The organism is Paenibacillus sp. JT22N15 (assembly GCF_059383755.1).
Genome location: NZ_JBXENV010000005.1, coordinates 258,191 through 278,181, shown reverse-complemented (window position 1 = coordinate 278,181; position 19,991 = coordinate 258,191). Strand labels below are relative to the sequence as shown.

20 protein-coding genes are annotated in these 19,991 nt (G+C 49.8%); 4 read left to right on the top strand and 16 right to left on the bottom strand.

The genetic code is table 11. The annotated features are described in order from the left end of the window. Nucleotides 1-29: 29 nt before the first annotated feature. From AC50X8_RS12065 to AC50X8_RS12025, 9 genes are all read right to left on the bottom strand, one after another. Nucleotides 30-725 (bottom strand): iron-dependent peroxidase, encoded by a 696-nt coding sequence (locus AC50X8_RS12065; RefSeq protein ID WP_494879921.1) that lies wholly within the window; start codon nucleotides 723-725, stop codon nucleotides 30-32. Then, a complete protein-coding gene (locus AC50X8_RS12060) occupies nucleotides 716-2,008 on the bottom strand; it encodes a normocyte-binding protein (protein ID WP_494859678.1) in 1,293 nt (430 codons plus the stop codon). Before AC50X8_RS12060 ends, AC50X8_RS12065 begins: the two co-directional genes overlap by 10 nt. 54 nt (nucleotides 2,009-2,062) lie before the next feature. Further along, nucleotides 2,063-3,946, bottom strand: a complete 1,884-nt coding sequence (locus tag AC50X8_RS12055) for a PP2C family protein-serine/threonine phosphatase (protein WP_494879920.1) — start codon at nucleotides 3,944-3,946, stop codon at nucleotides 2,063-2,065. Nucleotides 3,947-3,979: 33 nt separating this feature from the next. Further along, nucleotides 3,980-4,840: a PP2C family protein-serine/threonine phosphatase gene (locus AC50X8_RS12050; RefSeq protein ID WP_494880001.1), complete on the bottom strand. Its 861-nt coding sequence runs from the start codon at nucleotides 4,838-4,840 to the stop codon at nucleotides 3,980-3,982. A 13-nt stretch (nucleotides 4,841-4,853) separates the two neighbouring features. Beyond that, the gene (locus AC50X8_RS12045) at nucleotides 4,854-5,381 is read right to left on the bottom strand and encodes an FHA domain-containing protein (RefSeq protein ID WP_046228588.1); all 528 of its coding nucleotides are present in this window, start codon (nucleotides 5,379-5,381) and stop codon (nucleotides 4,854-4,856) included. A gap of 113 nt (nucleotides 5,382-5,494) precedes the next feature. Further along, the gene (locus tag AC50X8_RS12040) at nucleotides 5,495-6,067 is read right to left on the bottom strand and encodes an FHA domain-containing protein (protein ID WP_494879918.1); all 573 of its coding nucleotides are present in this window, start codon (nucleotides 6,065-6,067) and stop codon (nucleotides 5,495-5,497) included. Nucleotides 6,068-6,106: 39 nt separating this feature from the next. Further along, entirely contained in the window at nucleotides 6,107-6,574 is a 468-nt protein-coding gene (locus AC50X8_RS12035; RefSeq protein WP_056039305.1) for a J domain-containing protein, read from the bottom strand. 135 nt (nucleotides 6,575-6,709) lie between these two features. Then, nucleotides 6,710-7,135: a hypothetical protein gene (locus AC50X8_RS12030; protein ID WP_056039302.1), complete on the bottom strand. Its 426-nt coding sequence runs from the start codon at nucleotides 7,133-7,135 to the stop codon at nucleotides 6,710-6,712. Nucleotides 7,136-7,266: 131 nt separating this feature from the next. Further along, entirely contained in the window at nucleotides 7,267-9,435 is a 2,169-nt protein-coding gene (locus AC50X8_RS12025) for a transcriptional regulator (protein WP_494879915.1), read from the bottom strand. Between the two features lie 572 nt (nucleotides 9,436-10,007). Here AC50X8_RS12025 and AC50X8_RS12020 point away from each other — a divergent pair. After that, nucleotides 10,008-11,921 carry a vWA domain-containing protein gene (locus AC50X8_RS12020; protein ID WP_494879913.1) on the top strand — a complete coding sequence of 638 codons (1,914 nt, stop codon included), beginning with the start codon at nucleotides 10,008-10,010 and terminating at the stop codon, nucleotides 11,919-11,921. 155 nt (nucleotides 11,922-12,076) lie between these two features. Here AC50X8_RS12020 and AC50X8_RS12015 read toward each other — a convergent pair whose 3' ends face one another. After that, nucleotides 12,077-12,991 (bottom strand): serine/threonine protein kinase, encoded by a 915-nt coding sequence (locus AC50X8_RS12015; RefSeq protein ID WP_494879911.1) that lies wholly within the window; start codon nucleotides 12,989-12,991, stop codon nucleotides 12,077-12,079. Nucleotides 12,992-13,188: 197 nt separating this feature from the next. Beyond that, nucleotides 13,189-13,551 (bottom strand): HesB/IscA family protein, encoded by a 363-nt coding sequence (locus AC50X8_RS12010; protein WP_056039292.1) that lies wholly within the window; start codon nucleotides 13,549-13,551, stop codon nucleotides 13,189-13,191. Nucleotides 13,552-13,983: 432 nt separating this feature from the next. Here AC50X8_RS12010 and mqnE point away from each other — a divergent pair, with 432 nt between their 5' ends. Further along, nucleotides 13,984-15,087 (top strand): aminofutalosine synthase MqnE, encoded by a 1,104-nt coding sequence (mqnE, locus tag AC50X8_RS12005; RefSeq protein WP_494859665.1) that lies wholly within the window; start codon nucleotides 13,984-13,986, stop codon nucleotides 15,085-15,087. Between the two features lie 125 nt (nucleotides 15,088-15,212). Further along, entirely contained in the window at nucleotides 15,213-16,280 is a 1,068-nt protein-coding gene (locus AC50X8_RS12000; RefSeq protein ID WP_056039286.1) for an NAD(P)/FAD-dependent oxidoreductase, read from the top strand. Here the strand turns inward: AC50X8_RS12000 and AC50X8_RS11995 are convergent. Further along, nucleotides 16,277-16,549, bottom strand: coding sequence for a YuzB family protein (locus AC50X8_RS11995; protein ID WP_056039283.1), 273 nt, complete (start codon nucleotides 16,547-16,549; stop codon nucleotides 16,277-16,279). The genes AC50X8_RS12000 and AC50X8_RS11995 overlap by 4 nt on opposite strands. A gap of 85 nt (nucleotides 16,550-16,634) precedes the next feature. Here AC50X8_RS11995 and AC50X8_RS11990 point away from each other — a divergent pair, with 85 nt between their 5' ends. Further along, entirely contained in the window at nucleotides 16,635-16,880 is a 246-nt protein-coding gene (locus AC50X8_RS11990) for a NifU family protein (RefSeq protein ID WP_046228577.1), read from the top strand. A 123-nt stretch (nucleotides 16,881-17,003) separates the two neighbouring features. Here the strand turns inward: AC50X8_RS11990 and AC50X8_RS11985 are convergent, their stop codons facing one another. The 4 genes from AC50X8_RS11985 to AC50X8_RS11970 all read right to left on the bottom strand — a co-directional run bounded on the left by AC50X8_RS11985 (nucleotide 17,004) and on the right by AC50X8_RS11970 (nucleotide 19,991). Further along, entirely contained in the window at nucleotides 17,004-17,777 is a 774-nt protein-coding gene (locus AC50X8_RS11985) for an SDR family oxidoreductase (RefSeq protein WP_494859748.1), read from the bottom strand. A gap of 36 nt (nucleotides 17,778-17,813) precedes the next feature. After that, nucleotides 17,814-18,521, bottom strand: coding sequence for a Cthe_2314 family HEPN domain-containing protein (locus AC50X8_RS11980; protein ID WP_056039277.1), 708 nt, complete (start codon nucleotides 18,519-18,521; stop codon nucleotides 17,814-17,816). A 25-nt stretch (nucleotides 18,522-18,546) separates the two neighbouring features. Further along, the gene (locus AC50X8_RS11975; protein WP_056039274.1) at nucleotides 18,547-19,473 is read right to left on the bottom strand and encodes a COX15/CtaA family protein; all 927 of its coding nucleotides are present in this window, start codon (nucleotides 19,471-19,473) and stop codon (nucleotides 18,547-18,549) included. A 167-nt stretch (nucleotides 19,474-19,640) separates the two neighbouring features. After that, on the bottom strand, nucleotides 19,641-19,991 hold the full coding sequence (locus AC50X8_RS11970; protein ID WP_494859661.1) for a thioredoxin family protein: 351 nt from the start codon (nucleotides 19,989-19,991) through the stop codon (nucleotides 19,641-19,643).

Below are 19,991 nucleotides of genomic sequence, written 5' to 3'. Positions count from 1 at the left end.
CGCATAATGACAGCCCTCCTCCTTCGTCTCTAATAGAGCGCAATGCGGTCGATTTGCATCGTCTCTTCCACATCAAGCAGGCCAAAATGATATTCCCAATAAATTTCGGTCACAAACCGTACAGGCAGAAATAGCCGCCGCACCAGCTCAATTCGCGCCTCGACTGCCTCCGTCCGCTTCTGCCCGACGTAAAACACCAGCTCGTCCTTCTCCTCGCAATTCACATATATCGTCGAGCGCTTGAACAGCTTGCGCATCGTATCCTTCAATAGATAAACCGCCTCGCCTGTCTCATATAGCCGCAGCAAATTCGCCGCAATAACCTCCCGCTCGTCGCGGGTGAACAGCGTCAGCCCATGCTTCACCTCGTCGCCGAACAGGCCGTCCTCAATATCCCGCAAAATAAAGCGGATATAATATTCCCTCAGGTTCATCCCCTGCGATAAATCCACATCAGCGAGAAAATGCATCATAATATCGAACAGCGCCACTCTCAGCTCTGCGCATTCCTCGTAATCCAAATCAAACATGCCATCAAAAATATCGGTAAAACGGTAATCCGCATTAACCTCAATGTCCCGATCCACAAGCGTCGCATTCAGATCGGGCAAGCTCAGCTCCATATAAGGCGAATACACTTTGGCCGGCGTAAAATAAAGCCCTTTCCGCTCAAGCCCCTTCTGCTCGGTTTTGATGACTAAATCCCATACGTAGTTCAAGCCCATTCTCCTTCACAGCTGTATTCCGGAAAATGCATTTGAATTTCAGATACCATAAAACTCATCACATCATTCAGCACAAAATCAGCTCCAGCCTGCGTCGCCCCGCGCCCCCGAAAGGTCAGCTTCAGCCGCTTCTTGCCCGATTCCGAGCGAATATTATCGCTGATGAAAGGATTCATCCCATACGTCTGCCCGCTGCGGCCGAGCGGCTTGCCATCTACCTCGGCGCTTGCCAGCTCCAGTGCATCCGCGGCCTCGAAGGAATGCACGAGACGCATCAGCTCGCTGACTGCGCGCACCGCCACCGACTGCTGGCGGGCATATTTTCCAATAAAGCCTTCACGCTTGCGGTTGGAGAACAGTGGATAATCAAGCTTGCCAACCTGCGACATAATAGGCTGGGTCAGCTTCCAGACACTCCATACGCCGGATGCCTCCTTCGGGCTGACGACCGTCAAATCCTCGGCGGAACGCTTGATGTAGCGGACATCCTGCTCATCGGCGTCTACCAGGTAGCCGTGACCCGCTCCAGTCTTGTGCAAGGACAGCACATGCTCGTAATTGATGCGGTCCGCAGCCGGAACCGGAAAGCCGCTGTTGCGAATTTCCAGACGCTCAATGTTCCATAGCGGCACAATATCCGGTTTTTTAAAGCGCTCATACTGCTCCAGATCGACGCTAATTTCTACAATCTCCTCGTCTTCCTCCGGAATGCGGTCGCTTCCGGTCAGCACGAGATCAATAAACTTATAGGCGTAAGGATGATTTAGTGTCTTCCACGCTATGCCATTTTTTTGAAAAACATCATACAGCCGCTCGATCTCGCCCGTATACGTCTGGCTCCGCTCCACGCGGGCGCTTATTGCATAGCTCCCCCGATTCGTTTCCATCTTCCCTTGAAAAATACGGCGCCGTGCCAGCAGCTCATTCAGCTCGGGATAGCTGCATTCCATAAACACTGTCAGCAGCTTGCACTCCTGCTTGCGGCTTAGGCCTGCAATAATGTCATGCAGCGGAATTTCCGGCTGTTTGGCGTCTCCCGGCAGCATCGGATACAAAAAATCATGGATCGGATCGATATCCTCCCGCGCGCAGACGGTGACGAAAATATCATTTTTGTCGTCACCGGCTCCCAGCTCTCCGAAGATGCGCTGCTCCAGCTCGCGGTTCATCTTCTCCTGATAATCGACGACCCCGTTGAACATGCTGGTCATGAGCTGCTTTAATATTTTTCGCTGCTCCAAATCCTCCATCCGGCTAAGCCGATCCTGTATGATATCCTTCATTCCGTTCTCCCTCCCTGCTGGCTGCTGTGCTTTGCTTTGGCTTAGCTATTGCAGCTAGCCCGTTGTATTCGCCTGCTCCGTTGCTTCCAGATCTGACGGCACCGAAGTAGGCGTTGGCGTTGCCGCCGGGGTAGTTGCCACCGTACCGCCGCTCGTTCCCGCTCCGCTTCCGGCTGACGAACCCGCATCGGCAGTGCTATTCGCGGTGCCGCCTGCACCGCTAGCATCTGCGCCGCTGCCGCTTGCTCCGCTATTGTTGCCCGCGCTGCTGCTCGCATTGCCGCTGCCCGAGCTGCTTCCGCCAGCGTCACTATTCACTTCGCTGCCGCTTCCCGTTCCGGCACTGCCCGCTCCGCCACCATCCCCCGTGCCGGCATCGCCGCCCGCTGCCGGGCTAGGCATCGGGTTCAGCTTATCCTCCGCCTTGCCGATGCTGCGCTCCAGCTTGAGCACCGGCTCCAGCACCGCGATTTCCTGATAAATCGCCTGTGCCTGCGTATAAGCGTCAATCGCCGCCTCATAATTGCCAGCGGCAAAGCTGCGGTCGCCGCGCTTCTCCAAATTCTCGGCCTTCAGCAGCTTCTGCTCCTTCACAAGCTCGGCAATTTTCGCCTCGGCTTCATCCAGCTTCGTCTTGATTTCCTTCTCGCCTTCCACAAACCCCACATTAAGCGCAGCCTTGCGCGCCTGCTTGTAGAGCAGCACCGCTGCCGAATAATCCTGCCCCTCGGCCTTCAAATCCGCCTCCTGCACAATCGCGGCGATGCGGACATATTCATCGATCTGGCTTATTTTCTGATCCAGCTCCTGCTGGTCATAGAGCCCGTCGTTTTTCGTCTCTTCCTTCGCCTTCTTGTATTGCGTCAGCGCCTTCTCGTAATCGCCCTCCTTCAGAAACCCGTCTCCGGCGACGATTAGATCGACCTTCTTGTATTTCACGCCATACAAGGCGATATGTACTTTATCCTTAAGCTTCTTCGCTTCGGCACGGGCTTCGCTGTACGATTTCAGCGCCTGCGCATAATTGCGCTCCTCGACGTAGGTGTCGCCCGTCTGCTCATATTCCAGCATATTGGCAAGGCTTTCCGCCATCCGCGCCGCAGTCCGGCTTTTATAATAAATAGCGAAGCCGGCCGCAATGATGACCGGAATCATCACCAGCGCAATCCGCTTCACCCATTTGCTCCATTTTTTCTTGTCTTCCTTGTACACTTTATCTACGTAGACAGCGGCCGCCGTATAATTGCCAATGACTGGCTGCTGCTTGCTGAGCAGCACTTCCTCAAGCGTATCGACGAGCGCGGTCGGGTCCTCGGTATCCTCCAGCGAATCCAGCATTTCAGGAACGTCCACGCTTTCCCACATGCCGGGCGTAACGAGCAGCAGCACATCGCCGTCATTTAGCGCCGTCTTTTTCGAAATAAACGGCTCTAAGCCCTCCGGCTTGCCGACGTATTGCAGCAAATTGTGGCGCTCCTCGTGACGATCCACCTTATAGGCGGAAATGCTTTCGCGATCGGCCATCGCCTGTGCTAAAGACAAATCCTTGCTTTGCCCAAGCAGCCGTCCCCCGCGAAAATGATAAAGCCGCGCATTGCCCGCTACCGCCCATACGATGCGGGTATAATCCGTAACGACCATAATTAAGCTCACCTTCAGCCGTACGCGCCGGCTTTCGAGGCGAAGCCAATCCTGCGCTTCCTGCAAATAAGACTCCAGCTTGCGCTTTGACATTGTCGGCCTATGCGTGAAATTTTCAAGCAGGCATTGCACTGCCATTTCGGCGCTGCGGACCTCGACATCGTTATCGCAGCCATCCGCGACAATCCAGCAGGCTCTGTCATCCAGCTCGACGTAAGCAAAATAATCCCGATTTTCCATAAACGTCCCTGCCTCCGACAGGAAATCCGTTTTGAAGCTGCTGTTTTCCTTTCTCATCTGTACCTCCGCATCCTTGTCGCTTGCCGCCGATCACCAGACCTCCAGCACAATGACGGTGGCATTATCCTGATTGACCAAACGTTTTTTCTCGATCGCTTCAATCATGTATTCGGCTGCTTCATGGGGGCTCTGGCTTTTTTTCAGCGCCTCCTCCATTTCCACCTCCGACAAGGTATTGTATAGACCGTCGCTGCACAGCAGCACTTTATCGCCCTGCCGCAGCTCGAAAGGCTTCTCGCCGATTTCCATCTCCTGATAGCCCTCATAGCCTAAATAGTTAATGAGCTGCTTGCGCTGAGGATTCGCCAGTGCTTCTTCCTTGGAAATCTCGCCGGACAAATAACGTTCCTCCAGCAGCGTTGCATACGTATGCTTCTGGTTAACCGGGATGAAGTCGCCATTTCGGTAGATGAGCAAAATGCTGTCGCCCACTGCGCCCCAATACAGCTTCAGGCCGCGCATTACCGCAACGACAAGAGTCGTCCCGCCGCTTGCACCGCCCAGCTGCCGCAAAATCTCACTATTGGCAAGCTTAGCTGCCTTGGAAATAAAAGGGACGATCTCCTTCTCAGCGGAGACATTCATAAATTGCCGCATAAAAGTTGTGACCGCCACCGTACTTGCCATCCGGCCGTTGGAAAGGCCGCTTATCCCATCGGCCAACACCGCTACAACCCCTTGCGGCGTCTCGGCACTGGCAAAATAATCATCCTGTTCATTTCTTGCGCCAATCGTCTGGCCGTTGCCAATTGGCAGCTCCTGTACGGAATGCGCGGGCTCCGCTTCCGCCGGGCTGTTTACAAGCAGGCGCCGCCGAATGAGCAGCAGCGCTGCTATAACAGCCAGAAAAGCCAGCAATATAATGACCGGAGGAATATCCATCAGCCTCATCATAATCATCGGCTTAACCTGAACTGTCTTCCCATTCAAAATGGGCGCCGCACAGCGGAATGAAAATAAATTTGCTATGGCCAAGCTGGATGACATCGTAGGAGGTCAGCTCGACAGGGGAATAAACCGCTTCATTGTTGTGGTAGGCAAGACCGGAAGCATCGCCCGGAAGCAAATAAAAATTGCGTTTTTTCGGGTCGTAGACGATAACGGCATGATTGCGGCGGGAGACGGTGTTATCCCCAATAATGCGAATATGCATCTCTTCCGAGCGGCCGATAAAATTTTTCTCCGCCATAATGCGGTAATCTTGGCCAAGCTGCGGACCTTCGATGCAGACAAGCCAGCCCGTTACTGGATGAATTCCCTTCGTCTCGCCCAAATAAGGCATCGTCTTATCATCCGTCTCCGGCTGCTGTGCCGCTTTGCGGTCGCCACCCTTGGCTGCCGCAGGCTCGACGCTAATACTGCAATAAGGGCATAAATTGCCATGCTTTCTGGTGCTGAACATGTGGCCGTTCGGGCATCTTGTCAAACTCATCTAAGCTCTTCCCCCGTCTATTTAATCGTAAACGCACGCCGCTGCCACTGCTTCCACAGCTGCTTGCACGCGCGTCTCGCGGTATGTTCTTCGTTATGTACAGCTGCCTCTCGTTATTTAACGAGCAGCCTCGTATTCGCAATGACAATCAGATCGCCGCTATCTATGCGGTATGATTGTTCATTGTCAATTCTCGTAATGACGCTATTGTTGTACTTGCGCAATCCCACGCCGTTTGTCGAATCCAAATCCTCCAAATACCAAATGCCTTTAGAGTGGTTCAGCACCGCATGCTGCAGGCTGATAATCGACGCATATTCGGCATCAGAGAGGTCTACATCCACATCGCTACGGCTTGAGCTTTTGCCGATTAATAGCGAGGTTTCTCCATCTATGTACCATTCCTTCAAACGCTCGCCCTCCTCGTCTATCATGACGAGCCGGGTAATCACTGCTGCTTTGCTTGCACTTTTCCATTGCGGCCTCCATTTGAACGCCAGCCATATAACGATTAAAATTCCTGCGATTACGCCGGTTGCCCCTTGCAGCATTTTGTCTTCATTGATGAAGAAGGCATAATATAAAGCTTCAATAGCCAGAATGGCGATAATGATATCCAGGGCTATAATGCCTGCCGATCTGCCGCTCGGGTTACGACCTGAAACAGCCGTCGCCTTCACCGTCATTCCTCCGTTCTCCCGCTTCCTTGAACACTTGGCACCGCTTTATTTTTTGCCGAAAAAGCGATTGAATAAATCCGTCGTATCCAGCGGATTGCTTGGTTTGCCGCCAGGCTTCTCCGTCATGCCTTCCTTGCCCTGCGGCTTAAAGCCGAAAAACTGCTCGAATTGCTTCGACAGCGGTGTTCCATCGCCGCCCACGCCTGCCATACCTGCCATGCCTGCTGCTCCGCCAGCCGATTTCCTTCCAGCATTCGTGCCCATGCCCGCAGCATTGCCTTTCGCTCCGCCTGCATGCCCTCTGCCGGAAAGCGACTCATCGTAGCTGCTCCGTTTATCCGGATCACCCAGTGTTTCGTAGGCTTTCTGAATTTCTTTGAATTTGCGCTCCGCATCCAAGCTGCCGCCATTCGTATCAGGATGATAGCGCTTGGCGAGCTTGCGATAAGCCTGCTTGATCGCTGCTGCGTCTGCCTCTTTCGGGACGCCTAAAACGTCATAATAGTTGTTCATTCGGCTCCCTCATCACTTTTCAAAATATGGGAAATACCCCTTTAATCAAATTCAAGAGGCATATATGCCTCTTGAATTTGCTAGCCTGCTCTATAGGAAACGGGTCCCGCGAGCGGGCACTGCCGAATTCAGGCCTTATAGCGGGTAACCGCCGTCGATAGCTGTAAATTCGGTTTTGTCTTTCTTTTGCTTGATGTACAGTTCGAAAGTGCCGACACCTTCTGTGTCGCCAAATCTTTCTGTGTAATCAACAACGAATGCGTTCGGGAAGTGGATTTTGCGAACCACTTGGTCAGCAGAAATAACTTCCAGTGTTACTTTACGGTAGCTGTCTGCTTTTTCAGCAGGAACAAGCGACCAGTTAGCAAGTTTGAGCGTGTCGTCAAAAGCGTCGCCGTCTGTTGCTGTAATGATTTTGCCGCTGATGCGAAGCGTTGCGCCTACATCAGTGGAGCGTGCATTGGAATCATCCGGTGTATCTGTGTCATACTTTACGGTTTGGATGTTGTCCAAGCCCAGCTCGATTTTTTCTGCGCCTTCAATCGTCAACTTAAATCCCATATTAAAATTCCTCCTTGAAATGGTGTACCCGCAGGTGCTAGCGCCTGACGAGTTCTATATATGTTGAAAGGGGAGCGCCCGAAGGCGTTCTCCTTTAACACCCGATTGGGGACTTGCTTTAAGCGGAATCGTTACGCCTTAACTGGCGTTGTTCCTTTTGTAATCATCACTTCAAGGTTCTTCACATTGCCGTTGAACACAAGATCAATGTGGCAAAGATTGCTCTTCTCATCAATGATGAAGCTCATATCATCGCCATCGTGAATAATCGAGTTCGTATAGCCGCGCGAACCAAGCCATTTGCTTTTTTGGCTGCTTGGATTGTTGCTGAAGAACTTCACGATATTTTCATGCTTGAAGTCGCCCGTCTGGAAGCGGAGAATACGCTCAACATAAGTACTGACAAGCGTCTTATAGATGGAGTCGAATCCGTCCTCCGAGGTGGCAAGGCTTCTCGCTTTGTATACCGTAATGCGTCTGATGTCCTTCGCTTGCAGCTGCGCGTTCTCCGAGGAGAAAATAAAGCCGAAGTTTTTGCGATTAATCGCATCCTTGATATTGTTGGTGAAGCCGGAAATTTCCTTCGCCATCGTCGTCGGAACGCGAAGCGCATTGTCGCCTGCTTCAATGTCGAAGCGGACGCCTGGATATTCGCGGCTGACCGTTTTGTATTGGTCGCGCAAATATTCCGGACACTGATAAGCGGAAACAAGGCCGGCGGCAACATAAGCTGCGCCTACATAAACGCCCTCAATCCACAGGCGCAAAATGTCTTCCTTCTCCTGCGACAGTTGGACGCCATATTCGGTTTGCAGCATGCGGCTGTCAATGACAACGCCTGACTTGTCCTTCGGAATAATGGTGAAGTTCGGTACGGTAGGAATAGCGAATTCGCTGTAGGATTTGCGGGTCAGCACGCTGCATTTGTCCAAATACTTGTCGATGCCCGCAGTGGCAATGTTGCTGAAGGTCGTCTCTTCGCCTGTCTCAAAGCTGAAAAAGACTTGAATTTTATATTCACCCAACACTTGAAGCAAGGAAGATAACGACTCCATGCTGTTGCCGTCCTGCTTCACTACTTGCTCGTTGCCTTTGAAGCGCTCACGCGATACTTTTACTTTTCCGGCTGTTTCCAGCTCGACGGAAGGCACGATGCCGAACCAAATCGTATCGGAAAAATCATTTTTCGCATTCACGGTGTTCAGGTACGTTTCCAGCCTTGTAATGCTGCTGCTTTTCACCGTCATGTCGAGCTTATTGTTCGTAATAAGCAGGGACGGCGCCATACCTTTGTTTTTGCTTGTGTATTGGTCGAAAAACATTTTCACGCCCAAAATTTTCTCCACAAGCGGCTTAACCGTTTTGACGAAATCATCCTTCGCCGTTTTGTAAAATTCCAGGTACGTGTTGTAGTTTCTCACTTCTGTCGCTGTATCCACATCTGCTTGAACAGCTGGCAGCGGCGAGAACGTACGCACAACCAAATCCTTTACATAGGCCGACGGCGAATCCGTCACCGAACCGTAATCATCCGCGAACACTTCGGAGAGTGCGCTGCCGCTGCTCTCATCAAGCAGCATCAGCTCCTGGCTGTCGCTTTTCGGTGCTTCAATGATCTTCAGCTCGCCGCTTTCGCCGATCGTAAGCAAACCGATTTGCACCGCTTCGCTTGCATTTTCTTCCTGCGAGCCGCCAAGGAGCAGCCGCGTCTTAATATCCTCGATTGCGAGTGGAAGCATCGCCATAACATTGTTATAGTTCTTGCTTGCTTCCTCGAAGAGCACATTGAGCTTGTCGCCCATATCCAGCTGCTTCGGATCGCCATCGTCGAGCTTCTCGTACTGGCTGTACAAGTAATGGATTTCTTTACGCACTTGGCGAATATCGTCCATTACCTTCTTCGGGGAAATCATGTCGAGCAAATGCTCGAATTTGAAATCTACGTTGGAGATGCCTTGGCTGCGCTTCGCATCAATGAGCGTAAACAGCATTTTCAGAAAATCGTTGTGCTGGTCGATCTTGATTTCTGAAATTTGATCCTCGGCAAGCCCCTCCGGCTTCTTCAAGGAATAAACGACCTTCTGGTTCGCTGCGTTGAAAAAGGAATAGACGCTAGGCGAGAACTTGTCCAGAAACTCATCGAAGCTGCGAACGAGCAGGTTCGTATTCAGTTCCCTTACCTTGTCGTCGCTTAGGCTATCAATGCCTTTCACGTCGCCTACCAGCGTTATCAAGTCCAGTTTTTCGGGATTAATTTCCTCAAAAAGAATAGTTCGGTTCGTCTGATTAATAATGTCCATTAGGCATGGCGCTTAAGTTTAGGCTGAAACAAGCAAATGCTTGTATTTCTAGCAAAATCGGTGAAGATTCTACCTTTTTCAGCAAAAATAGCGCCCCTCCTTCCTGCAATAGGCTCGATCTTCATACAAATTATTACAAAGTTAGACTTTACACCAATAATACTAAACACTCCAATCCTTGTTTGTCAATAAATACAATTTAGGACTTTTATACTTATTTACAATAATAAATAGAACTAAAGTCTCTATTTTTCGAAATCTATTACTAATTTTTAGATGGATTCCGATAACATTCTTAGGGTAATGCCCAAACAATGTAAATCACTTCGTTTTTCCCATAAGCCGCCCGCCCTATAAGCGCCTCCGCGCCGCCCTGTTCTTCCATATTCGATCAATTATTCAACCCATAAATAACTAGAAAGAAAGGGATTATACATACAATTATGATAAAAAAACCATTTATACGTTCTTTGTTATTTTTATGCATAGGCAGCTTATTGCTAAGTCTCTCTGTTTCCCTCCCACCTTCCGCCGCCGCGGAAGCTGCTCCACCTGCCAACCAATTTGATGCGATGTTTGTTCTTGATACAAGCTACTCGATGACGGAAACCGATCCTGGCAATACGTCTGCGGAAGTTATCCATATGCTGATGGATATGAGCGAGGCCGAGCGTACACGCATCGGATACGTCGCCTACAACCATTCGATTGTGGACAGCCAGCCGCTGACGGATATGTCGGTCAAGGAGAAGCGCACCCGTTTGAAAAGCTCGATCGAGTCGCTGAAGCGCAAAGGCTATACCGATATCGGACTTGGCCTGCTCAAGGGGACGAATATGCTCGCCGAGCAGCGCAAGGAAGACAGCCAAGCCTATGTTGTGCTTTTGTCAGACGGGGCTACAGATCTTGGCATCTACTCCAGCAATCGCACGGTGCAGGATTCAGGGGAGGATGTAACCGCAGCAATCAATCTTGCGAAAAAAAATGGCTTCCCGATTTATACGATTGGGCTTAATCATGACGGCACGGTCAATAAAGCGGAGCTTGCCCGCATTGCGAAAGAAACGGGCGGCAAATCGTTTATGACGAGCAGCGCCGAGGATTTGCCGGAAATTTTCAACCAAATTTATGCCGATCAGGTGCAGTCGATTTTGCTCCCCGTTGCCGCTCTAACAGCGAAAGGCAGCTTGCAGGAGGTTCCGGTCACGATAGCGAACGGGAGCATGAGCGAGGCCAACATTATTCTCATTTCGGAGAAACCGATTAATGAGACGCAGCTCTTTTATCAATCGAGCAATATTCGGATGTACAATTCGAGCAAATATACGATTTTGAAAATTACGTCGCCGCTCAAAGGCACCTTTAACTTGAAATTCCGCGGAGTCTCGGGCGACTTGGTTAAAATTTATGTTTTGGCCAACTATGAGCTGAATGGTGAGGCAAAGCTGTCTTCTGATAAAGATATTGTGAAGGGCCAGCCTACACCGTTCGAAACACAGCTATTCCATCCAGACGGCTCGCCGCTGGCAGATGCCGATTTTTATGCAACGGTCAAAGCGGTGCTTACGATTACTAACAAAGATACGAAAAAATCAGAGGAAATTCCGATGACTTTGACAGAGGATAAGCTGGAGGCTGGCTATAGCTTTCCGATCTCGGGCAATTACAGCTGGCGCGTGCGAATGGAAGGGCCGGATTTTTACCGCGTTATGCCGGGCGGTCCGTTAACCGTTACTAATTTGCCTCCTGTGGAAGCAGGCGATGGCCGCATCAAGCTCAGCAAGGAAGATGGCGGCTCTGACATTGCGCTAAGCACATTGTTCACGGATCCGAACAATGATCCCTTAACCTTCAAGCTTGCGTCTACTGCTGCTTCTAACCGCTATGATGCTGCTATTACAGCCGATGGCATTTTGCAGCTGGAGCCGCTCAAAACCGGAACGTCCGACTTGGTTATTGAAGCGGCAGATACGGAAGGCGGAACGCTGACGCGGACGATTAAAGTGGAAGTTACGTCCGTCTGGACGCTGTACCTTCAAATTGCAGTTAGTGTGCTGATACTCGCGATTATTGGAACGGTGCTTTATTTCGTCTTGCGTCCGAAGCCGCCTTTTGCCGGCAGACTGGAAGGCTTCTTCCTGAACACCGCGAGCGGCAATGAAATTCCGGTGACGTATTGGCCGTTGACTTCATTCCCGCAGCATTCCATTACGCTGCAGCAGCTGTTCCATTCGCTTGATATTAATGAGCCGCTGCCTGAAGCAGCAGCAATTACCTTTTATGCAGGGAAAAAAGGAACGTTGTTCGTGAAGCATACGTCACGCTGCACGCTCGTACGCGGCAAAACCGCGCTGCGCAAAGACCGCAAAGAGCCGCTGCAATATGGCGACAAGCTGTATATTACGTTCGAGGACGGCATTACGGAGATTGAGCTGCGCTACAAGCCGATTAAGGCGAATACGAATATTTTTACAAGGCCGGATTGAGCTAGAGAATGAGGATTTACCAATTGATTTTTATAATGAAGCTTATATAACAAGTTCCAAATGAAAAAGCGCCTAAGACAATTCGTTGTCGTAGACGCTTTTTCATGCTGCTGCTTTGCTAATTATAATAGAAGAAACGATGCTATTTTTGCCCGCTAAAGCTGCCTGTCCCGCTTCTTGCCAGCTGTTAACAGGCTTTCCCAGCGGAGTGCCATGGCGAACCAGCCGAGAGAGCGGCATCTTTTTTCCGGCGACATCGCAAGTCCCCAGTGGATCAGCTTATCGAAGGGAGCGCTAATGCGGCGATGGTTATACGATCTTACCGCAGCAAGGTTATCCTCGAACAGGCGCTGCCTGACATCCAGCGGCGCTTTCCCTGCAAAAATATAATAAAGCGTAGCCGCTAAACTATATATATCGGATACCGGCTCCTGCCGCGACGTTTCCGAATAAAACTCCAATGGCGAATAGCCGCTTGAAGTAAAAATAAGCTGCTTTCCAGGATGCCCATAAGGAATCGCCGAGCCAAAATCAATCAGCTTCACCCCGCCACCTTCGTCAATCATAATATTGCCCGGCTTTACATCGCGGTGAATGATGCCCTGATCATGCACATATTTCAGCGCGCCTACTACTCCACCAGCAATCGACAGCAGCTCTGGCTGCGCTCGGGTGACGTCCTCCTGCTGCAAATAATGCTCCAGCGTGAGGCCGCGGCAAAACTCCGTAACTAAATACGCCGTGCCATTTGCTTCTATATAATCCGTGTAGCCTACTATTTGCGGATGGCTCAGCTTCTTCAAAATAATCGCTTCCTGCGCAAAGACGCAAAGCAGCTCGCGAAATTTCTCGGCAAAGGCCGGACCGCAGCCTACCGTTATATGATCCGCCTTTCGCCTCGCCAGCTGCTGGGGGAAAAACTCTTTAATGAGCTTCAGCTCGCCCGTCTCCGTCTGCCGCGCTTTATAGACAATGGAAAGCTCGCTTTGATGAATGGCCTGCTTCACCTGATAAACGTTGCCAATTCGCGTATTGCGAATTAACGCTTCCGTCGTTTTTTCCTGCTCCATAACCTCGTCCCCATCTTACAAAAGTTTTATTTCGCCTCTTATATATGTTATCGGCTGCGCATACAGTTATTGTCACAAGGAGAAGGAAATTTTCTATAAAAAAGAGCAGCCGATTAGCTGCTCCCTGTTTATCGCCTATAAGATGGCTTACTTCATTATTAATGAAGCTTTATTTCATTCATGATTTAAAAAATGGTTTAGCACTCGCCAGCTTCAGCAGGCTTGCCCGCGTCGGTCGCTGTGCGGAAGCTGCTTCCACAGCCGCATGTAGCGCTCGCATTCGGATTTTCGATCGTAAACCCTCCGCCCATAGCAGATTCCTTCCAATCGATCTCCAGGCCGTTCAGATAGCGCAGGCTGCTTTGGTCAACGACGACTCTCAGACCCGTCATATCCATTTCCTGATCGTCCGCGGACTGTTCATCATCAAAACCCATGCTGTAGGAAAAGCCGCTGCAGCCGCCTTCCTTCACACCGATGCGCAGGAACATTTCCGGAGTTCCCTCCGATTCCAGCATTTCTTTTATTTTATCAGTTGCCGATTCACTGATTGTAATCATCATTCATTACCTCCCTGCAAAATACGATTCTAATGCATGCTTATACGTCTAGTATACTCCTCTTCACGAAACAGCTCAAGAGTCCTTTGCCCGCTTTCATATATGGCAAAGCTATGACTTAATAGTTGCCGCTGCAACAATAGAGGTTTATAATAATGTCATCTCAAGCGTAAACGACTGATGCTATACTTAACCAGTAAAGCTTCGTTGCGCGTAGAAATATAAGCCTGACATAAACGAATCACTTATACCAGTCTTATATTTTTAACAAAATCGGATCAGCAAGTTATTTTTTTCACAATTAGCCCAATCAGTACCGACAGTGATGTCCTTATCTGAGGTTGACCCGATTGTGGCTGACGATCGCATTCGCCGGCCTTTATGTCTTTTTAATAGCAATACCACTTGGAAAAAATGAAGGAGGATGCCGATATGTTTATCGCGGTACCTACAGAACAGAAGCGCATGCAGGAAATTATTGACAAAGTTCGAAATGGGCAACGGCTGACGCTGGAGGATGGCGTATTTCTCTATGAGTCAGACGATTTGCTGACGATTGGCCAACTCGCGAACGAAGCGAATTTGCGCAAAAATGGCAATAAGGTTTATTTTATTGAAAATATGAGCCTTTATTTCACGAATGTATGTGAAGCGCATTGCGCATTTTGCAACTTCCGCAAAGATGAAGGCGAGCCTGGCTCCTACACGCTGACTGGGGAGCAAATGATTGAATACGTCGAGCAGCATATTCACCCGGGCGTACGCGAATTCCACATTGTTGGCGGTCATAACCAGCATGTGCCTTTTCAATATTATGTCGATTCTCTAAAAGCTTTGCATAAGAAATATCCAGATGTCACGCTGAAAGCTTATACAGCGGCGGAAATTGATTTTTTCTCGCGGATTAGCGGCTTGACGTATAAAGAAGTGCTGCAGGAATTGATGAATGCAGGACTGAAATCCCTGACAGGCGGCGGTGCCGAAATTTTATCTGACCAATACCGCAAAAAAATGCGCGTAACGAAAGCCGACGTGTCGCAGTATCTTGATGTTCACCGCACGGCGCACAACCTAGGGTTAAAAACACATACAACGATGCTGTACGGCTCCATTGAGAGCAAAGAGGACCGCGTAAGGCATATGATTCAAATCCGCGAGCTGCAGGATGAAACAAATGGCTTCTTGGTATTCATTCCTTTGTCCATGCAGCCGATAAATCCTAAAGCGGGCATTAGACGCCGCAACTCCGCTTTCGAGGATTTAAAGACGATCGCGATTAGCCGTCTCATGCTCGATAACTTCCAGCATATCAAAGCTTATTTTATAAATATTGGCACACAGCTGACGCAAGTCGCACTGACGATGGGCGCTTCCGATGCTCACGGTACAATTGTGAAGGAGCGCATTAGCCACGCCGCAGGCGCACTTACGCCAGAAGGCATTACTCGTGAGGATTTGATTTGGCTGATTAAAGGTGCAGGACGCGTTCCGGTTGAACGCGATACCTTCTACAACGAAGTTAAGGTTTATGAGTAATCATCTGACCAATCACATATATTAAGGCGTGTATGCATAGCGCAGGACTGGCTTCCGGTTTACATGCACACCCTTGCAGCATCCATGACTGATCAGATTAATAATAATGCGGGGTTGAGGCGTAAATGAGAAAATTAGTTATTTTAGGAGGCGGCTACGGCGGCCTCGCCATTGTTGAAGAACTGATCGAGAAGCATATTCCACTGGATGTGTCTATCGTTCTTATTGACCGCATGCCGTTTCAAGGCCTGAAGACAGAATATTATGCTCTAGCTGCCGGTACCGTGTCCGACCTTGAGCTGCGCGTCAAGTTCCCGGTGGACTCGCGAGTCAGTACCGTATATGGCGAAGTTGACAATCTTGATCTTGAAAATAAGCTGGTCTATCTGGAGCAGCAAGACCCGATCTCTTACGATTGGCTCGTCATTGGCCTTGGCTGTACGGACAAATACCATGGCATTGAAGGAGCAGAGACGTTCTCTACGAGCATTCAAACGTTTTCTGCGGCACGCAAAACGTATCAGCAGCTTAATGACGTCAAGCCTTATGGACAGGTGTCAATCGTAGGCGGCGGACTCAGCGGCGTTGAAGTAGCTGCCGAGCTGCGCGAGAGCCGTCCCGATTTGAACATTCGCATTATTGACCGCGGTGCAGGCGTCATGTCCGCTTTTCCAGGCAAGCTGCAATTGTTCGTCGCGGAATGGTTTAAAGGCCATGAAGTGGAAATGCTCGGCAATGTTTCCCTTTCCAAGCTTGAGCAGGGCGTCCTGCACGATCATAATTCCAGCAAGCCGCTGCTGAGCGATGTAACGGTATGGACGGCAGGCATACAGCCGGTGCCGATCGTACAGCGTCTGGATTTGCCGAAGGATAATCAAGGACGGCTAATTATTGATGAGCATCATCAGCTTCCTTCCCACAGCGGCGTATTCATTGTCGGAGATTGTGCTGCACTGCCCTTCTCCCCAAGCGGACAGGCGGCTGGCGCGCAAGGCAAACAAATTGCTGAAGTGATGCAGGCCATTTGGCATGACAAAACGCCCCGGCTTGGCAAAATCAAGCTCAAGGGCGTTCTCGGTTCGCTCGGCAAAAAGAGCGGCTTCGGCATTATGGGCGGCACACCGCTTATGGGCCGTGTACCACGCCTCGTAAAAAGCGGCATTTTATGGCGGTCCAAGCGGCACTTCGGTTAAAGATCGTCCAGCAGCTTGTCTAGTGCGTCACGATCGGTCTCTTGGCGAATAATAGCTTCATGAATTTTGCCATATAATTCATCAATGGTATCGGCGGCGACAATTTCCCCCTCGACGAGGGCAAACGGCTTTAAGTAGCATTCGCCGCAGTTGCCGAGACAGCCATATTCTGTAATTTCGTAGAGATCTTCTTGCTCAAATTTCTGCATAATGTCCACGGTTCCATGGTGGGCATTGCTTGTACAATATTCAATCATTGTCTTAAACATAAGCTTTACACCTTACCTTGCTGTAGGTATCCATTTTCAATTGCACGACTTTGTACTATAATAAGACAGAAAGGAGATGATTGCAATGAGTGAACAAGCACAAAGCACAATGTACGATGAAGTATTGGACGTACTGGATAAATTGCGTCCGTTCCTGCAGCGCGATGGAGGAGACGTTGAGCTCGTAGACGTTGAGGACGGCATCATTAAGCTTCGCCTGATGGGTGCATGCGGCAGCTGCCCAAGCTCCACCATCACGCTGAAAGCTGGTATTGAGCGCGCACTGCTTGAAGAGGTTGAGGGCGTAGTCGAAGTCGTTCAAGTATTCTAAGCGTACACTAAAGCAAAGCTATAGCGAAAGCCCGGTGTCCTCAGAGGACAACCGGGCTTTCGTTCTTTGCATGTACTATTCATGTTCTATTCAGCTGCGGGCAAGCACTTGCATCTATTTTATTCACAGTCCTTTAATATTAGGTCGAATCGGATCAAATCCGCCCGTCACATTAATAATATTCCCCGTTAAAAAATCCGACCGCCGTTCGCATAGAAAGGTGATCACCCGTGCAACATCTTCCCCTGTTCCGGGTCTGCCAAGCGGCGATTCCTCATCCTCCTGGCCTTCGACCTCTGCAATCGTCCGTTCCTTGTTCGCTCCGCGAATATCGCCAGGCCCAATCATGTTGACGGTAATGCCATGAGCAGCTTCTTCAACGGCAAGCGATTTCGTAAAGGAGACGAGTCCGGTTTTGGCTGCCGCATATACTGCTCGGTGGGGCCATGACCGTGCTTCACCCGCGTGTCCAAAGCCGAAATGAATGATCCTTCCCCAGCCACGGCTGCGCATGCCTGAAAGCAGCTTATGATCGAGCAGCATAACGCTGAGCAAATTGCTGTTAAGCATGTCCGATATAGCGGCAAAATCATAATCGGCAAACAGCCGCCGCTCCCTAACAAACGGTCCCGCATTGTTGACCAAAATATCAATGCCGCCTCTCCAGCTTGCCGCTTCATCGGCCAGCTTCGTCGCGCCTTCCGGCGTTGAAAGATCCGCCTGCACAATGGTAGCGCTTACGCCGAGTTGTTCGATCTCTTTTTTCGTTTGCTGGGCTTCCTGTTCGCTCTTAAAATAATTAATGACGATATGACTTCCCTGCTGCGCAAGCTGCAATGCGGTTCTTTTGCCAAGCCCTTTGGCGCTTCCTGTGACAAGCGCCGTTTTCCCGTTCAACTCCAATTGTGCTTCCTCCTTGCGATTACGAATCGACTATCTTTTTCGTATATAACCGCAAGCGTACTGGAACGTAAGATATAATGTGTCGGTCACCATTGCTACTCCAGCCGCCAGGTCCTGTGACTGCGCCATGATGTTTTCAAGCTTTACTTCGAGTCCATAGCCTTTATGGCTTTGAACAAGATCATCGAGCATTTCAGAATTCATATAATGGATTTCGGCATTGCGCCGTTTCCTCAGGCGGGCCATTGGCTCCTGCGTTAAGCCTTTGACCTCATCAAGTCCACCTGTCAGCGTCCGATGGACACCGCGATCCCGCATATTCCGCAGCACCGTAAAATAGGAAAAATGCGGTTTAATCCGCTCTGTCTTCATGGCGAGCAAATCGTTGAGCAAAATGCCTATTTTATCGAGCAAAGCAAATACGCGAATGAAAGCATTTTTGTCAAAATAAACATAACGCTGATACATAAGGTACTCATCAGATTGCATTTGGCTGACTGAGCTGGATTTGATTTTCTGCTTGAAGCGAATGGTTGCATAATGGCTTTGCTCCAGCTCATTCAAGGAAGAAATCAAACCGCGCGTCCATATCTCATACGTCCGAAGCTTATGATCCACATCCTTGCCCGCCTCTACCTTGCCCTGAAGCTGCGATATAAACTGCTCCATTAAACGCACCGTCTCACCGTGTCGTCCCTCTAATGCCCGCTCTGGCTCGTCAAACAGAAATCGCAACATCGTGTGCCTCCGTCCCTTCCCCTGGCTATCTAGCGCCTTCCCGCAGCCTCCAAGAACGCACCAACATATCCATTATAACGCCGAATAGTGCACTAACAATGAGATTATGCAATAAATTTGTAAAAACAAACCAGTTTGAATTTGTAATCGTCAATGTGAGCAGAGCCCCGCTTAACACTTGCGTCAGCACGAGAATGAGCGCAAGCTTAGCCATTGGTGCAAGTCCCTTATTTGCTCCGCTTTTCCTGCGAATGTGCACGAATACGCCAGCAATTGCAAGAGACAATATAACTGCACCTATCCGATGGATGAATACGATCGTCTCGGCACCTTCAAAATCAGGAATGACTTTCCCGTTGCAAAGCGGCCAGTCCAGACAGCCGCCACCGGAATCCGTATGACGAATATAAGCGCCTAAATAAATAACTACGTAAATGTATACCGCTAGCCCCAAGAGCCGTGGAAAAAACGATCTTGGCACAGAAAACTCCACTGCTTGTCCATCACGATTGCGATATGCCCAAAAGACGAGCAGCAGCGTCGAGGCGAATGCCATAAGCGATATGCCAAAATGAATGGCCATTACCCACGGCGATTGCGGCCATTTGACAGCAGCAGCGCCCATCAAAGCTTGCAGGATGGTGAAAAACAAGGAGCTGCTTGCGAAAACGAGCGGCTGCTTGAAGGCGATTTTGTCGCGTTTAAACAAAAGAAACGATGCAATAAACATGCCCACGACCAAAATTCCTTCAATACCCGTTGTAAGCCTGTGCGTGTATTCGATAAGCGATTCTAATGTATAAGCAGGTATAAATTTCCCATGGCATAAGGGCCAGTCATCTCCACAGCCTCTGCCAGCCTCCATGTTCGTCACCAGTGCACCGTTCAGCAGTATGATAAGCATGCCTACAGATGTTGCAACTGAAAATTTGCGAAAACGGCTTGAAACCATTCGTACAATCACCTTTTTTCGTTTGAATTACCACTCATTATAGCCATAAAATATGCCAAAAGCCATGTTGAAAATGTGACACTTGTCCATCAAAGCTCTAATTATGATGCTTCTGTGACCATAAAAAAATCCGTGCGACGGCGCCGCACGGACTTTGCAAATTGTGCTTATTGGTTTTCCGCCAAAGCATCGCTTACTTGCAAGGCGCGATCGACAAACTGTTCGATCTCCTCACGCGACTTCCGAAGCTTATTGACGAACCGCACAACTTCCTGGCCTTTGCGAAAAGCAAGGAAGCTTGGAATGCCGAGAATGTTCAGCTCGGAGGACAGATCCGGCAAATCATCGCGGTCGATTTCATAAAAAACAGCTTTGCCCGCATATTGCTGTTCAAGCTCCGGCATAAACGGCTCAATGTAATGGCAGTCTTTGCACCAAGTTGTTTTGAATACGATAACCGTCAATTCATCGGCCTGTACAGCTTCCCGAAAGGAAGCATCAGTCGTTAATTTAATCAT

What these genes read in the sequence shown, in the direction of transcription:
- AC50X8_RS12065 (WP_494879921.1), bottom strand. Translation starts at nt 725, where the DNA reads ATGGGCTTGAACTACGTATGGGATTTAGTCATCAAAACCGAGCAGAAG.
- AC50X8_RS12060 (WP_494859678.1), bottom strand. Translation starts at nt 2,008, where the DNA reads ATGAAGGATATCATACAGGATCGGCTTAGCCGGATGGAGGATTTGGAG.
- AC50X8_RS12055 (WP_494879920.1), bottom strand. Translation starts at nt 3,946, where the DNA reads ATGAGAAAGGAAAACAGCAGCTTCAAAACGGATTTCCTGTCGGAGGCA.
- AC50X8_RS12050 (WP_494880001.1), bottom strand. Translation starts at nt 4,840, where the DNA reads ATGAGGCTGATGGATATTCCTCCGGTCATTATATTGCTGGCTTTTCTG.
- AC50X8_RS12045 (WP_046228588.1), bottom strand. Translation starts at nt 5,381, where the DNA reads ATGAGTTTGACAAGATGCCCGAACGGCCACATGTTCAGCACCAGAAAG.
- AC50X8_RS12040 (WP_494879918.1), bottom strand. Translation starts at nt 6,067, where the DNA reads ATGACGGTGAAGGCGACGGCTGTTTCAGGTCGTAACCCGAGCGGCAGA.
- AC50X8_RS12035 (WP_056039305.1), bottom strand. Translation starts at nt 6,574, where the DNA reads ATGAACAACTATTATGACGTTTTAGGCGTCCCGAAAGAGGCAGACGCA.
- AC50X8_RS12030 (WP_056039302.1), bottom strand. Translation starts at nt 7,135, where the DNA reads ATGGGATTTAAGTTGACGATTGAAGGCGCAGAAAAAATCGAGCTGGGC.
- AC50X8_RS12025 (WP_494879915.1), bottom strand. Translation starts at nt 9,435, where the DNA reads ATGGACATTATTAATCAGACGAACCGAACTATTCTTTTTGAGGAAATT.
- AC50X8_RS12020 (WP_494879913.1), top strand. Translation starts at nt 10,008, where the DNA reads ATGTTTGTTCTTGATACAAGCTACTCGATGACGGAAACCGATCCTGGC.
- AC50X8_RS12015 (WP_494879911.1), bottom strand. Translation starts at nt 12,991, where the DNA reads ATGGAGCAGGAAAAAACGACGGAAGCGTTAATTCGCAATACGCGAATT.
- AC50X8_RS12010 (WP_056039292.1), bottom strand. Translation starts at nt 13,551, where the DNA reads ATGATTACAATCAGTGAATCGGCAACTGATAAAATAAAAGAAATGCTG.
- mqnE (WP_494859665.1), top strand. Translation starts at nt 13,984, where the DNA reads ATGTTTATCGCGGTACCTACAGAACAGAAGCGCATGCAGGAAATTATT.
- AC50X8_RS12000 (WP_056039286.1), top strand. Translation starts at nt 15,213, where the DNA reads ATGAGAAAATTAGTTATTTTAGGAGGCGGCTACGGCGGCCTCGCCATT.
- AC50X8_RS11995 (WP_056039283.1), bottom strand. Translation starts at nt 16,549, where the DNA reads ATGTTTAAGACAATGATTGAATATTGTACAAGCAATGCCCACCATGGA.
- AC50X8_RS11990 (WP_046228577.1), top strand. Translation starts at nt 16,635, where the DNA reads ATGAGTGAACAAGCACAAAGCACAATGTACGATGAAGTATTGGACGTA.
- AC50X8_RS11980 (WP_056039277.1), bottom strand. Translation starts at nt 18,521, where the DNA reads ATGTTGCGATTTCTGTTTGACGAGCCAGAGCGGGCATTAGAGGGACGA.
- AC50X8_RS11975 (WP_056039274.1), bottom strand. Translation starts at nt 19,473, where the DNA reads ATGGTTTCAAGCCGTTTTCGCAAATTTTCAGTTGCAACATCTGTAGGC.
- AC50X8_RS11970 (WP_494859661.1), bottom strand. Translation starts at nt 19,991, where the DNA reads ATGATTAAATTAACGACTGATGCTTCCTTTCGGGAAGCTGTACAGGCC.